Here is a 14,325-nt window from a genome sequence, read left to right on the forward strand (position 1 = left end):
GCCGTTTCGCTGGCCGAGCCGAAATGTCGATGCGGCTGCGGGGGCCAGGCGCGGGCGGTGGGCGCCCCGACGTCGCCGCGCGCCGGCGTCGGCTCAGCCGGCCGCGGCCGCGACGATGTCGCGCACGAGCGCGGCCAGCTCGTCCGGCTGCGACAGGAACGGAGAGTGGCCCGCGTCGAGTCGCCGCACGTCCCTCGCGCGCCGCGACATCGCCTCCTGCGCGAACACCGGGATGGCGTTGTCGCGCTCGCAGATCACGTAGGTGGAGGGCAGCTCCTGCCAGGCCGCGGCCCCCAGCGGCTCCGTGAAGGACGCCCTAGACTGAGGCCGCAGCGCCGCTGCCGCGGCGGCTGCGACCTCGTCGCTGCAGTCGTTGTAGAAGATGTCGCGCGCGCGGTCGGGCATCATCGTCCGGCCATCCGTGGAGGTGATCCACCACGGCGGCTCCTGGCCTCCGATCGCCGAGAGCAGGGATTCCCCCGGGCCGAGCATGAACGCGCACAGGTAAACGAGGTGGGCGACGTTGCCCGCGCGGGCCGCCACCTCCGTGACCGGCAATCCCCCGTAGGAGTGCGCGACCACGACGGCCTCGCCGGGCGCCTCGGCCAGCGCCGCCCGCACCGCCTCCGCGTCCGCCGCGAGGCCGCTTGCGGCGGGCCCGGCGCTCCGCAGCTCTGGCACCCGGACGTCGAGCCCGCTGCCGAGCAGCCGACACGCGACCTGGGACCAGCAGGACGGGCTGTGCCAGGCGCCGTGGACGAGTACGACCGATGAGATCTTGCGCATGTGCTCCTCTCCTCCGCAGCTCACGGCGGGACCGAAGACGCTATCCGACCCCCCCGAGCGACACCAGCGCGCGTCGCCCGCAGCGCTGAGCCTGCTCCCCCCGCGCCTCCGCCGGCCCCCGCGCGCCGACGCCCGCCATCCCGCGGGGATCCCGCGGCGCCGCGCCCTCGACCGGGGCGCGGGATGGAGCTATACCAATAGTCGGAACGTCATTCCGAATAGTGGAACTGGCATGGAGCGATCCGGGACGGTCGACAAGGCGGTGCGCGCCCTCGAGGCGCTGGGCGAGGGCGGCGGCAGCGCTTCGCTCTCGGAGCTCGCGGAGCGGCTCCGCATGCCGAAGGCGACGCTGCACCGGCTGCTCGCGTCGCTCGCCGCGCACGCGCTGGTGGAGCAGGACGGGGAGGGGCGCTACCGGCTCGGCGTCGGCCTGATCCGGCTCGGGCTCGGGGCGCAGGGGCTCGACGCGGTCGCGCGCGTCGCGAGGCCCGAGCTGGAGCGGGCGGCGCGCGCCTTCGGCGAGACGTTCTTCCTCGTCGCCGCGCGCGCTGGCAGGCTCGTCGTGCTCGACAAGGCGGAGGGCACGGGCCTCCTGCGCGCGGCGCCCACCGTCGGGGCCGAGGTGCCGGTCGACGTCACCGCGAGCGGCCGGCTCTACCTCGCGCACGCGCCGGAGCTCGTGGGCGCCTCGGGCGCGGACCCGGCCATGCTCCGCGCCGCGCGGCGCGCCGCGAAGCGCGGCTACGACGTCAACGAGGGCGCGTGGATCGACGGGCTCACCGTCATCGCGGCCCCGGTGCTCGCGCGCGGCGGCCTGCACGGCTGCGTCGCCTGCGCCGCGGCCGCCCAGAGCCTGCGCGGCGATCGTCGTGACGCCGCGGTGAATCACACGCGCGACGCCGCCGAGCGGGTCGCGCGCGCCCTCCAGGGCGAGGGCAGGAGGTGAACGGCATGAAGACATGGATCGATGGGCGGATCGTCGACGCTGCGGACGCGACCGTGAACGTGACCGATCACGGGTTGCTCTACGGCGACGGCGTGTTCGAGGGCATGCGCGTCGCGGCGGGGCGCGTCTTCCGGATCGAGCGCCACCTCGCGCGGCTCGAGATCGGCGCGAGGGCGCTCGGCATCGCGCTCCCGCGCTCGCTCGACGGGCTCCGCGCCATCGTCGAGGAGACGGCGCGCGCGCACGGCCAGCCCGAGGCCTACGTGCGCCTCGTGGTGACGCGCGGCGTGGGCCCGCTCGGCGTCGATCCGACGACCTGCGAGCGGCCGGGGCTGTTCTGCATCGTGGGGGCCATCCGCCTCTTCGACGACGAGCAGCGGCGGCGCGGCCTCGAGCTCATCACGTCGAGCCACAGGAGGCCCAACGCGGACGCGCTCGACATGCGGATCAAGAGCCTGAACTACCTCGGCTCCGCGCTCGCGAAGCTCGAGGCGAGGCAGCGCGGCGCCGACGACGCGCTGCTCCTGAACGCGCGGGGCCACGTGGCCGAGGCCTCCGTGGCCAACGTGTTCGCGCTCCGCGGCGACGTGCTCGCGACGCCGCCGGCCACCGACGGGTGCCTCGAGGGCATCAACCGCGCGGCCGTCATGGAGCTCGCGCGCGGCATCGGGCTCACGGTCGTGGAGCGCTCGATCGGGCGGCTCGACCTCTTCGCCGCCGACGAGGCGTTCCTGACGGGCACCGGCGCCGGCGTGATCGCCGTCCGGAGCCTCGACGGGCGCACGATCGGCCGCGGCGAGCGCGGCCCTGTCACGGCCCGCCTGACCTCGCTCCACCGGCAGCTCGCCGAGACCGAGGGCGCCCCGTTCATCGCCGCGCCCGGCGGCCCGGGTTGAACAGAAGCTCGGACTGACCGGTTCACTTTCGCGTTACTCGGCACGTCGGCTCGCCCCTGCTCCCGCGAGACCTGGCCGCCGCGCGGGAGAGCGCGTCAGCTGTCGCGGGCGATCTCCGCGAAGACGCCGCGCAGCCAGGTGTGCGCCGGGTCCTTCGCGTGCCGCTCGTGCCACACCTGATCCACCGAGAACCCGCCGAGCTCCACGGGCGGCTTCATGACGTGCAGCTCCTCCATCTCCGCGAACACGCGCGCGATGCGCGCCGGCACGGTCAGCACGAGATCGGTCTGGGCCACGATGTGGGCCGCCACGAGAAAATGCGGGATCTGCAGCGCCACGCGGCGCGCGAGCCCTCGTTCGGCGAGGACCTCGTCCACCCGGCCTCCGCCCTCGCCGCGCGGGCTGATGAGCGCGTGCGGCAAGCTCGTGTACGTCTTGAGCGTGAGCTTGCCCCGGACCGCGGGGTGGCTCCTCCGCACGACGCACATGTAGCGCTCCTCGATGAGCCTTTGCCGGTAAAACCCCGCGGGCAAGGTGGGGAGCAGGCCGATCGCGAGATCGACCTTGCCGGTCTCCATGGAGCTCCACATCTCGCTGTCGTAGGGGCGCGCGACGAGGTCGATGAAGGGCGCCTCGGAGACGAGCTTCTGCACGAGCCGCGGCAGCAGGATGAGCTCCACGTAATCGACCGTGGCGACGGTGAACGAGCGGCGCGCCGTCGCGGGCTCGAAGCGAGGGCTGTGCGCGACCGTCGCCTCGATCTTGGCGAGGGCCTCGCGGATGGGGCCGATGAGCTCCTGCGCGCGCGGCGTCGGGATCATCCCCCGCGGCGTGCGCACCAGGACGGGATCGTCGATCAACACGCGGAGGCGCCCGAGGGCGTGGCTCATCGCCGACTGGCTCAGCCCGACGCGCGCCGCCGCGCGCGTGACGCTCCCCTCCGCCAGCAGGGCGTCGAGGACGACGAGCAGGTTCAGGTCGATGGAAGCAAGATGCACGGGATGCATGGGGCCCATGCTACTAATGAGTTGGAAGCGCGCCATCGGCCGACCTAAACGTTGGCCATTGAACCGGCACGGTCACTGACCTCACCGAGAGAGGTGAGGGGATGCCGCCGGTCTTCGCACCCATGTCCCGCTTCGATCTCCCGAGCACGCCCGCGGAGCCGGGCTCACGGCTCCTCCTCGCGCCCGCTTCGCCCGCCGTCATGGCGATACGCGGCGATGCCGCAGGCCGATCCGCCGGGGAATGTCGTCTCGTGATCCTGCTTGTAAAGGTTCGTTAAGAAGTCAGATTTGTGCTGCGAACGTTTGTGAACGTTGCCATGTCTGGTCCGGTCCGCTAAGTAGTCGCCGCCTGAGATCGCCTGTGGCGCGATCCCCGTAGGGGGTCGTATCGAGGCGGAGCGGCCCGAGCGCGCTCGTCGCATGGAGCGCGCGAGGACCGGGCCTCGAGCCTCCGGCGTGCCTCCAAAGCCGCGCGGATGGCCTGGATCGGCCATCTCGCTCGCAGCTCCGGCGCCGGGTCGGCCGCCGGCCGCCATCGTAGCGCCAGGTCGGTTTCACCTGTGTTTCCCCGGCGCTGCCGCCGAACGGCGCGCCGCATCCATGAACGCCGTGATTCGAAATCGGTGTCGAACAACCGTAACAGGAAGAGAGAGCGTCATGCCAAGTCCGAGATTGAGTTCCTTGTTCCTCGCCCCCATCGTCTCTGTTTCTCTCCTCGCCTCGTGCGCCCCCGCCGCGCCGGAGGGCGAGGGCGAGGCAGAGATCCTTGGCGCGGCGTCGAGCGCGCTCACGGCTCAGCAGCGGCTCGCGGCTTGCGACCAGGATCCTCGCGTGATCGCCGGGCTCGTCACGAGGGAGATCTGCGCGGGCGCCGATATCTTCTTTCGCGAGACCTTCGAGGGCAACGGCCGGTCTTGCGGGACGTGCCATCCTGTCGGAAACAACTTCACGATTGACATCCCCTTCATCGACGCTCTGCTCGACGATAACCCCCTCGACCCGCTGTTCGTCTTCGAGCAGGACCCGGAGCTGACCGATCTCGAGACGCCCGAGCTGAAGACGCTCGGCCTGATCCGCGAGAACATCGACGGCTTCGACGATCTCGACAACAAGTTCTCGATGCGCGCGGTCCCCCACACGCTCTCGCTGGCGACGAGCATCACGCCGGATCCGGTGGACGGGATAACGAGCCCGCCGGTCCATCGCACGGGCTGGTCGGGCGACGGCGCCCCGGGCACCGGCTCGCTGCGCGAGTTCCTCACCGGGGCGATCACGCAGCACTACCCGACGGATCTCGGCCGCGAGCCGGGGGTGGCCTTCCGGCTCCCGACGGAGCAGGAGCTCGATCTGACGCTCGCCTACCAGATGAGCCTGGGCCGGACGAACGAGCTCAACCTCACGCAGGTGAACCTCGCCGATGCCGAGGCGAACGAGGGGCGGCAGGCGTTCCTCGACCCGGCGCGGGGCCGCTGCAACGTGTGCCACTCAAACGCGGGCGCGAACCACCTGGACACGGGGCGCAACCGCAACCTGGACACGGGCACCCGGAAGGCCCCCGCGACCGGCACCATCGGCGCGTTCGACGGCGGCTTCGGCGGCTCCGGGCTGGCCTCGCCCAACATCGATGTCCTGGACATCGGCTTTCTCAACGGGTTCGGCGACGGCACGTTCAGCACCCCGCCCCTCATCGAGGCCGTGGACACGCCGCCGTTCTTCCACACGAACGCCTTCGGCAACGACATCGAGGGCGCGGTGGCGTTCTATCTGTCGGACTTCTTCAAGAATTCGCCGGCCGGCCTGGAGCTCGAGGCGCGGTTCGGCAGCCCCGTCCAGTTCCCCGACACCGACATCATCAAGATCGGGCGGTTCCTTCGCGTGCTGAACGCCGCGTTCAACGTCGACCTCGCAAGGCAGCGCCTGACCGCCGCCCAGGTGCTCGTCCAGCAGTTCCACGACACGCGGGCCGACGTCCAGCGGCGCCTGATGGAGCTGGCCGAGGCCGAGATCGACGACGCGCTGCAGGTCCTCGCCGTCGGCGGCACGCCGCTGCACCCCGTCTCCACGGATCGCCTCCAGCTGGCGAAGACCGAGATCGCGGCGGGCCTCTCGGCGACGACCTGGTCGCAGCGCCAGGGCCGGATCTCGAACGCGATCTCGCGCGTCCAGAACGCGCGCGATCAGTTTGGATCGAACATCACCTTCCAGCTCGGCAAGGGCAACCTGATGTACTAGCGGAGCGCCAGGAGCCCTGTCAGGGCGCTGGCCCGGCGGTCCGGACGACAGCAGCGCCGCGCCCCGGGCATCGTGTCCCCGCCGCTGGCGAACGCCGCACAAATCGGTAGCTTACGGGCCCCGGCATGGCCGGTATGCCAGGTGCCCTGCGCTGATGTTGTCCGGTTCACGTCCTGATGTCGGTTCCCTCGCTTCGTCGGAAACTGGGCGCTCCCGCGAGGGGGGCTCACTCCTGCTGCGGCTCCTCGGGCTGAGCTGGGCGTACCGGGGGCGCGTCCTCCGTGTCCTCGGCTACCAGATCATCCTGCTCTCGCTGGGGCTCGCTGGGCTCGGCCTGACCGGGCTCGCCATCGACATCCTCCGCCATCGGCTCGATCCATCGAACCGCCTCCCCGAGCTGCCGGTCGGCCTCGGCCGGCTGGTCGACGCCGAGCGTGAGCCCATGCGCGCGGTCCTCTCGATCGGCGCCGCCATCCTCGCGATGGCCGCCGCGCGCGCGGTGATCAACTACGGTTACGCGCTCTCGGTGGGCTACCTCGTCCACATGGAGATCGTCCCGGATCTCCGGGCGCGGGTGTACGACAAGCTCCAGCGGCTGAGCTTCCGGTTCTTCGACGCCAACAAGAGCGGCTCGCTCATCAACCGCGTCACAGGCGACGTCCAGCTCGTGCGCTCCTTCGTGGACGGGGTGCTGCTCCCGAGCGTCATCATGGTCCTGTCGCTCGGCGTGTACGTCGCGTACATGCTCCGCGCGCACGTCCTGCTGACGCTCGCGTGCCTCGCCCCGACGCCGCTCCTCTGGATCGCGAGCACGCTCTTCGCCCGGTGGGCGCAGCCCGCCTACCTGCGCAACCGGGAGCTCGTGGACCGCATGGTCCTGAGCTTCACGGAGGGGCTGCAGGGCATCCAGGTCATCAAGGGGCTCGGGCGAGAGCGCGAGGCCCATCGCCGCTTCGACGAGCGCAGCCGCGAGGTGCGCGAGCAGCAGCAGGAGACGTTCCGGACCGTCAGCGTGCTCAGCCCGACCATCGATCTGCTCGGGCAGATCAACCTCGTGATCCTGCTCGGCATGGGCGGGCTGCTCGTCACGCGCGACCGGCTGACGCTCGGGCAGCTCGTGGTGTTCGCCGGCATCCTGCAGCAATTCTCGGGGCAGATCGCGAGCATGGCGACGATCGTCAACACCGCGCAGCAGAGCTTCATCGGGGCGAAGCGGGTCTTCGAGGTGCTCGACACCCCCGTCGAGATCACGAGCCCCGAGGCGCCGGCGCGCCCCGCGCGGGTCGAGGGGCGCCTCGTGTTCGAGCGCGTCACGTTCGGGTACGATCCCGAGAGGCCCGTCCTCCACGACGTCCACCTCGACGTCACGCCCGGGCAGTTCGTCGCCGTGATCGGCCCGACCGGCGCGGGCAAGAGCACGCTGCTCAGCCTGATCCCGCGCTTCTACGATCCGACGTCGGGGCGCGTCCTCCTCGACGGGATCGACCTCCGGCGCCACGACCTCGACCAGATCCGCCGGCGCATGGGGGTCGTCTTTCAGGACAACTTCCTCTTCAGCAACACGGTGGCGGCGAACATCGCGTTCGGCGCCCCGAGCGCGACGCGCGAGCAGATCGAGCGCGCCGCGGTCATCGCCTGCGCCCACGAGTTCATCCGGGAGCTGCCCGAGGGCTACGACACCGAGCTCGGCGAGGCGGCGGCCAACCTCTCGGGCGGCCAGCGGCAGCGGCTCGCCATCGCGCGCGCGGTGCTGCTCGACCCGCCGCTGCTCCTGCTCGACGACCCGACCGCGGCGGTGGACGCGAGCACCGAGCGCGAGATCCTCGACGCGATCCTCAGCGCGACGCGGGGGCGGACGACGATCATGGCGACGCACAGGGCGCACCTGCTCCGCCGCGCGCACCAGGTGATCGTGCTCGACCGGGGCCGCGTCGTCGAGCGGGGGACCCACGAGGAGCTGCTCCGGCGGCGCGGCCACTACGCGAGCGCCCTCGCGCTGCACGACGCCCACGCCTTCGGGGCGCGGGCGGACGACACCCCCTCGCGCCGCGCCGCCGCGGGCGCGCGCCCTGCCGAGGACCCGGCGTGAGCCGCGGGGCCGACGCGCCGAGCCGCCCCGCGACGGCGTCGGGGGCGGCCCGCTCCGCGGCCGAGGCGGCGCCGATCGACGCGCGCCTCGGCCTCGCGCGCGTGGCGCTCGAGGACGAGGCGGACCAGCACCACCGCACGCTCGATCTCGGGCTCGCGCGGCGGGTGTTCGCCTTCACCCGCCCGTACGCGCGCAAGCGGAACGCGCTCTTCGCCCTCGTGGTGGTCAGGTCGATCCAGCTCCCGATCCTGACCTGGGCGGTCGGCGCCATCATCAGCGGCCCGGTGGCCCGGCGCGACGCGCGCGCCACGCTGCTCGCCGTCCTCGGCTTCGCGGCGCTCGTGCTCTTCACCGAGATCGTCTTCCACTACCGCGCGCGGCTCGCGCTCGAGCTCGGCGAGGCGGTGGTGTTCGACATGCGCGATCGGCTGGAGAGCCACCTCCTGCGCATGCCGATGCGCTTCTTCGTGAAGACGAAGGTGGGGCGCCTCATCGGCCGCATGACGTCCGACATCGACGCGATCCGGGTGGCGGTGCAGGACGTCGTGTTCGTGAGCACGGTGAACCTCGGCACCATGGCGGTCGCGATGGCGCTGATGGCCCACGCGCACTGGCAGCTCTTCCTCGTGGTGGTCGCGATGGTCCCCGTCTTCTGGGGGCTGATCGTCTATTTCCACAAGCGCCTCGGGGCCGCCCACCAGCGCGCGCAGGAGAGCTTCACCCGCGTGACCGCGACGCTCGCCGAGTCGGTCACGGGGGTGCGCGTGACGCAGGGCTTCGTGCGGCAGGACATCAACGGCGGGCTGTTCCGCGCGCTGATCTTCGACCACTCCCGTTACAACATGGATGCGGCGCGCCACTCGGCGACCTTCCTCCCGCTCCTCGAGTTCAACGGGCAGCTGTTCCTGGCCGTCCTCGTGGTCGTCGGCGGCTATCAGGCGCTTCACGGCGCGATCGAGCTGCGCGTGCTCGTGGAGTTCTTCTTCCTCGCGAACCTCCTGTTCAACCCGATCCCCGTGCTGGGCAACCAGTACAACCAGGCCCTCGCGGCGATGGCGGGCGCCGAACGGCTCTTCCGCGTGCTCGACACGGCGCCCGACTGGCCCGACGAGCGCGGCCTCCCGGCGCTGCCGCCCGCGCGCGGCCGGGTCGTGTTCGAGCGGGTCCACTTCGCCTACGATCCGGGCAAGCCGGTGCTCCACGGCGTCGATCTCGTCGCCGAGCCGGGGCAGATGATCGCGCTGGTCGGGCACACGGGCAGCGGCAAGACGTCGATCCTGAACCTGCTCGCGAAGCTCTACCTGCCGACGGCGGGGTCGATCACCGTCGACGGGCACGATCTCGCGGCGACGTCGTCCGCCTCGCTGCGCGCGCAGCTCGGGCTGGTGCTGCAGAGCAACTTCCTCTTCAGCGGGACGGTGCTCGACAACGTGCGCCTGGGCAACCCCGCCGCGACCGACGCAGAGATCCGCGACGCGGCGCGGGGCCTCGACGTGCTCGACATGCTCGACGCGCTGCCGGACGGCCTCGGCACCGAGGTCGGCGAGCGCGGGACGGCGCTGTCGCTCGGGCAGCGGCAGATCGTGTGCTTCCTGCGCGCCATGGTCGCCGATCCGCGCATCGTGCTGCTCGACGAGGCGACGAGCGCCGTGGACGCGCTCACCGAGGCCCGGCTGCAGGCGGCGCTCGGGAGGCTCTTGCGAGGGCGGACGAGCTTCGTTGTCGCCCACCGGCTGAGCACGATCCGGCACGCCGATCGCGTCGTCGTGCTCGACCACGGGCGGGTCGTCGAGCAGGGGACGCACGCGGAGCTGCTCGCGCGGGGGGGAGCGTTCGCGGCGCTCCACCGGGAGCTCATGAATGATGGGCCGGCCCCCGTGGAGGGAGCGCGCGGCGTCAGAAGGTCAGGCGACCTCTAGGCGGACGGGGACGTTGTTGCGGGTGGCGTTCGAGTAGGGGCAAACCTGGTGCGCCTTCTCGACCAGCTGCTCGGCTTGCGACCGCTCCAGGCCCGGCAGCGCGATCCGCAGGCCGATGTCGAGGCCAAACCCGCCCTCGGAGCGCGGGCCGATGCCGACGGTCGCCGTCACGGTGGCCTCGGCCGGAATGCGGGCCTTCTCCTGCGCGGCCACGAACTTGAGGGCGCCCAGGAAGCAGGCCGCGTAACCCGCCGCGAACAGCTGCTCCGGGTTGTTCCCCTCGCCGCCAGCGCCGCCGAGCTCCTTCGGTGTCGAGAGCTTGACCTTGAGAGCACCGTCGGCAGTGGCAGCGTGGCCATCGCGGCCGCCATTGGCCGTGGCTTGCGTCGTGTACTTCACGTCAACAGGCATTGGAGCGTTCCTTTCGTGGCGATGAGCCCGGTCACGGGCAGCTCGTCCCCGCCGGGCACGGCCCGACCGGGCAGCGCCGTTCGGGGATGCTCCCATAGTGCCCGCGCTCCTCCCGGGCAACCGCGGGAGGAGACGCCACCCGGAAATCACGCCCGGCATCGACCGCGCGGCGTCATCAGCCTGTCATCTGCTTGCATTCAGCTTGCAGTCAGCTTGCAGTGAGCTGGCACCTCACGGGCCAGCCCAGGTGTAGCTCAGCGCGGAGACGTCGGGCGCCCCGACCGGTATCTCCCCGGTGAAGCCGAGCGTGACGAGCTCGAGGCGGTTGCCGAATGGATCGTTGAAATAGAGCGACGCCTGGCCCGGTGGACCGAGCCGCGTCGGGCCGTACGTCGGCACCGAAGCGGCATTCAAGCGCTCCTTCCACGCGAGCAGCTTCCCAGGCGCGACCCAGAGCGCGCAGTGCGGATGATCCGCCTCGCGGGGCGGCTGCCCGATCGGCGACTCGAAGAGGTCGAACCGCGGGCCCCCGGCGAACACGACCGAGAGGTGGACCCCTCGCGCGATCTCGTCCGCAGGACGCCCCATCCGCTCGAGGAACGGGACGTCGACCCGCATCACCACGCGCGCGCCGAGCAGTCCGACATAGAACCGCTCCGCCACCCGGAGATCCGAGCACGGCACGGTGAGGTGATCGACGGCGCGCAGCTTGCCGCCCCACGGCGGAAGCAGGCGATACGCAAGGTGCGACCAGGCGAAGAATAGACGCATCCCCACGCCGATCGCCTTTCGCTGGACCCGGGCGGCGAGCGGCGCGGTGGCGAGCTCCAAGGACATCATGCATTTCCTCCATGCGATGGGAGTCAATCAATCAGTTGATTGACAATACGCGACGGCGGCCGGACGGTCAAGGCGCGCGCCGCGGGCGCTTGCTGGGACCGGAGAAAACCTGTAGCTTTGCGTGGGCTTGGCGAAGATGAGAAGCGCCGTCGCGGGCGGCAAGACCTCGTCCACGGAGCTCGGTGCAGCGCGGCGGCGCGACCTGCTCGAGGCGGCGTATACGCTCATCGCCGAGAAGGGCCTCGAGGGGCTGCGGACGCGCGACATCGCGGCGCGCGCAGGGGTCAATATCTCGACGCTGCACTACTATTTCGGGACGAAGGACGAGCTCCTCGCGGCCATCGTCACGCATGTGACGGACAAATTCGTGGAGGCGCAGCGCCGCCCGGCAGGCCAGGGCGCCGCAGGCCCGGCTCACGCGCGCGCGATCCTGAGAGCGCACCTCGAGAGCGCATGGCGCACCTTCCAGGACAATCCGCACCTCGCGGCCGTGCTGCAAGAGCTCTCCGTGCGCGCGCAGCGCGACCCGGCGGCGCGGACCGCGCTCTGCGCCGTCCACAAGGAGTGGAACCTCGCTGTCGAGCACCTCGTGCGGCTAGGCGTGCGCGGCGGACAGCTGCGCTCCGATCTGGATCCTCGCGCCGCGGCCCGCGTGGTCACGTCCTTCATCATCGGCGCCATGACCCAGCTCGGGATCAACGCCGAAGCGTTCGACTTTCACCTCGTCTCGGACGAGCTCGATCGATGGCTCGCCCCCGCGGAGGGCAAGCGGGCGCGCAGCCGCGGGTGAGCGGCCCGACAGCCGTCGAGCGACGCAGAGGCGCTCCCCGCCACCTCACGTCAGCCGAAGCGCGCGTCGATGCGCGCGCCCGGCGGCTCACCGCGGGCTTTCGGCGCTGCAGCGGGAGAGCGCGTAACGCAAGGCGCTCTGGAGCACGCCGAAGGTCTTGAACCCGCCATCCGCCGCGCCGAGCTCCGTCATCGTCCGCGCGATCTCGGGCGAGATCCCGGAGACGAGGCAGCTGCTGCCGAGGAGGTTCGCCGCGCGCACCACGGCGAGGAGGTGCGCCACGGTCGCGGCGTCCACCGCGTTCACGCCGGTCAGGTCGAGGACGGCGAAGCGCGCGCTCGTCCGCACGATCTCGGTGAGCAGCCGCTCCATGATGTGATTCGCCCGCCCGGTCTCCACGGTCCCGATGATCGGCAGCACGAGGACCCCCTCCCACGCCTGGATGATGGGCGTGGACATGGCGCGCATCGTCTCCTGCTGCTGCCGCATCAGCGCCTCGGCGCGCTCGCGCTCGGCGTTCTCCGCCGCGAGCAGGCGGTTCTTCTCCTCGAGCTCCTCCGCGTGGATCGCCCGGCGCTGGAGCGTCTCCCTGAGCTCGGCCTCCAGCCGCTTGAAGGGCGTGATGTCCCTCATCGCGATCGCGACACCGTCGCTCAGCGGGATGACCTGATGCTGGAGCCACCGGTCCTCGTGCCCTGGACTCTCGATCTGCTGCTCCTCGAGGAGCCTTTCGCCGGTCCGAAAGACGCGCGCGTACTTGTCCAGCTGGCCGAGGTGGCGCGCGGCGGGCGAGAGCTCGCTGAGCCGCTTGCCGACGATCTCCTCGCGGGGCATCGACATCCCCTCGACGGCCCTCTGGTTGGCGTCGGTGACCACGAAATCCACGAGCGTCCCGGCCTCGTCGAGCGCGCTCCGGAGCACGAAGAAGGCGTCCAGGCTCCCCTCGACCGCCGCCCGGAACCGGGACTCGGCCGCGAGCAGCGACTCCTCCGCGCGCTTGCGATCCGTGACGTCGCGAGCGACGAAATAGACGAGCTCCTCCTCCGGGTGAACCGACGAGTTCCACTCGATCCACCGGTAAGAGCCGTCGCGACACCGGTAGCGGTTCGTGAACGTCACGCTGCCGCTGCCGCCGAACACCTGCGCCGACTCGGCCAGCGTGCGCGCTCGATCGTCGGGGTGCACGAAGTCGATGAACGGCGTCGACAAGAGCTCTTCGCGCGAGAACCCGAGCGTGCGCTCCCACGCCTGGCCAATCCGCCTGAAGCGCCCGTCAAAACCGGCGGTGCCGATCAGATCCACGGACATCTCGAAGAAGCGGCCCACCTCGTCCGTTTGCCACGCTTGTTTCATGGTAAATTCCACCGCTACCAGATCCGGCGTCCATGATCGAGGCTTTGGCGCCACGCGAGGCCTGGCGCTGCGGACGCGCCTGCCAACGGTCGGGGGGGTGCGCGCTGGACGACCGCGCTCCTGGTCAGTCGCCCTCAACGCCTGAAGGAGAGAGCTCCCCGATGAAGCACAGTGCCATGCTGGTTTCCCCGGGCTTCACCGCGCTCGAGATGCCGCGCTCGCCCGGCCGGGCAGGTCAGCTCGTCCGGAAGGCGCGGTAGAGCTCGTCGCGCCACGCGACGAGGTCGTCGTAGCGATCGCGCAGGTCGGGGTCGGAGAAGCACCGGCGGCTGGCGGCGCCGAGCTTCAGCTGGGCGGGCGGCGCGACGTTCACGAGGACCTGGCTCATCGCGATATCCGCGAACGTGAAGCGGCCGAGGAGCGTCCGCGGCGCGTCTCCGGACGGCGCCGCCCGCGCGAGCGTCTCGCGGATCTCCTCCAGCACGGCGACCTGCGTTTGCCGGTGCGCCTCGCCGTCGGTCTTGTCGCCGTCGTACTTGCGGAGGGTGCGGGCGACCCCCAGCGCTCCCAGCCGCGAGGCGAGGGGGCCGAGCGCGCGGCGGATCGGCCTCGGCGCCATCTCGGCGAGCGCCTCGTCGTCGGCCAGCATGCGTGTCAGCGCGCGGGCGCGCCCGGCGGCGAGGCCGCGCTCCGAAAGATCGATGAGCCGCGCGATGTCGGCCTCGTGCTCGACAGGGAACAGGGTCGGTCCCGCGCCGCGCCCGTCTGCCCAGCGTGCGATGTCGGCCGAGTCCCCGAGCACGCGCCCGTCGTCGGTGGTGAGCGCCGGCACCGAGACACGGCCCGTGAGCCGGCGGAGCTTCACCCGGAGCGCCGGCTCACCGACGAGCGGCTGGTAGTGCCGGAAGGTATAGGGGACGCGCCGGACGTCGAGCGCCCAGCGAGCCTTCTCCGTCCACGGCGAGAAAACGAGGCCAAGTAGCTCCGTCATGGCGCCGGCAGGCTACCACACACCGCCGCGCGCCTCCGGCCGATCGCTCGCGGGCCGAGGGCGCG

Annotated in this window: 12 protein-coding genes; 6 read left to right on the forward strand and 6 right to left on the reverse strand. The window is 71.4% G+C overall.

Going from position 1 to position 14,325, the window contains the following annotated elements:
• Window positions 1–93 precede the first annotated feature (93 nt).
• Window positions 94–786, reverse strand: a complete 693-nt coding sequence (locus tag WME73_RS00995) for an alpha/beta hydrolase (protein WP_437914466.1) — start codon at window positions 784–786, stop codon at window positions 94–96.
• A 232-nt stretch (window positions 787–1,018) separates the two neighbouring features.
• Between WME73_RS00995 and WME73_RS01000 the strand changes: the two genes are divergently transcribed.
• A complete protein-coding gene (locus WME73_RS01000; protein WP_012232810.1) occupies window positions 1,019–1,732 on the forward strand; it encodes an IclR family transcriptional regulator in 714 nt (237 codons plus the stop codon).
• Between the two features lie 5 nt (window positions 1,733–1,737).
• A complete protein-coding gene (ilvE, locus tag WME73_RS01005) occupies window positions 1,738–2,628 on the forward strand; it encodes a branched-chain-amino-acid transaminase (RefSeq protein ID WP_437715106.1) in 891 nt (296 codons plus the stop codon).
• Window positions 2,629–2,723: 95 nt separating this feature from the next.
• Here ilvE and WME73_RS01010 read toward each other — a convergent pair whose 3' ends face one another.
• On the reverse strand, window positions 2,724–3,635 hold the full coding sequence (locus WME73_RS01010; protein WP_437914467.1) for a LysR family transcriptional regulator: 912 nt from the start codon (window positions 3,633–3,635) through the stop codon (window positions 2,724–2,726).
• 657 nt (window positions 3,636–4,292) lie between these two features.
• Between WME73_RS01010 and WME73_RS01015 the strand changes: the two genes are divergently transcribed.
• From WME73_RS01015 to WME73_RS01025, 3 genes are all read left to right on the forward strand, one after another.
• Window positions 4,293–5,867, forward strand: coding sequence for a hypothetical protein (locus WME73_RS01015; RefSeq protein WP_437743675.1), 1,575 nt, complete (start codon window positions 4,293–4,295; stop codon window positions 5,865–5,867).
• Between the two features lie 154 nt (window positions 5,868–6,021).
• The gene (locus WME73_RS01020) at window positions 6,022–7,956 is read left to right on the forward strand and encodes an ABC transporter ATP-binding protein (protein ID WP_437743676.1); all 1,935 of its coding nucleotides are present in this window, start codon (window positions 6,022–6,024) and stop codon (window positions 7,954–7,956) included.
• A complete protein-coding gene (locus WME73_RS01025; RefSeq protein WP_437914468.1) occupies window positions 7,953–9,875 on the forward strand; it encodes an ABC transporter ATP-binding protein in 1,923 nt (640 codons plus the stop codon). Before WME73_RS01020 ends, WME73_RS01025 begins: the two co-directional genes overlap by 4 nt.
• On the opposite strand, the gene WME73_RS01030 is transcribed toward WME73_RS01025, so the two are convergent.
• Both WME73_RS01030 and WME73_RS01035 read right to left on the reverse strand, forming a co-directional pair.
• Window positions 9,861–10,286, reverse strand: coding sequence for an organic hydroperoxide resistance protein (locus tag WME73_RS01030; protein ID WP_437548723.1), 426 nt, complete (start codon window positions 10,284–10,286; stop codon window positions 9,861–9,863). The genes WME73_RS01025 and WME73_RS01030 overlap by 15 nt on opposite strands.
• 231 nt (window positions 10,287–10,517) lie before the next feature.
• Window positions 10,518–11,126, reverse strand: coding sequence for a VOC family protein (locus WME73_RS01035; RefSeq protein ID WP_437743678.1), 609 nt, complete (start codon window positions 11,124–11,126; stop codon window positions 10,518–10,520).
• A 136-nt stretch (window positions 11,127–11,262) separates the two neighbouring features.
• On the opposite strand from WME73_RS01035, the gene WME73_RS01040 reads away from it, so the two are divergent.
• The gene (locus WME73_RS01040; RefSeq protein ID WP_437748145.1) at window positions 11,263–11,916 is read left to right on the forward strand and encodes a TetR/AcrR family transcriptional regulator; all 654 of its coding nucleotides are present in this window, start codon (window positions 11,263–11,265) and stop codon (window positions 11,914–11,916) included.
• Window positions 11,917–12,003: 87 nt separating this feature from the next.
• Here WME73_RS01040 and WME73_RS01045 read toward each other — a convergent pair whose 3' ends face one another.
• Entirely contained in the window at window positions 12,004–13,269 is a 1,266-nt protein-coding gene (locus tag WME73_RS01045) for a PAS domain S-box protein (protein ID WP_437743679.1), read from the reverse strand.
• A gap of 235 nt (window positions 13,270–13,504) precedes the next feature.
• On the reverse strand, window positions 13,505–14,260 hold the full coding sequence (locus tag WME73_RS01050) for a glutathione S-transferase (RefSeq protein ID WP_437743680.1): 756 nt from the start codon (window positions 14,258–14,260) through the stop codon (window positions 13,505–13,507).
• Between the last annotated feature and the right edge of the window lie 65 nt (window positions 14,261–14,325).

The organism is Sorangium sp. So ce302 (assembly GCF_051530145.1).
Taxonomy (GTDB): domain Bacteria; phylum Myxococcota_A; class Polyangia; order Polyangiales; family Polyangiaceae; genus Sorangium; species Sorangium cellulosum_B.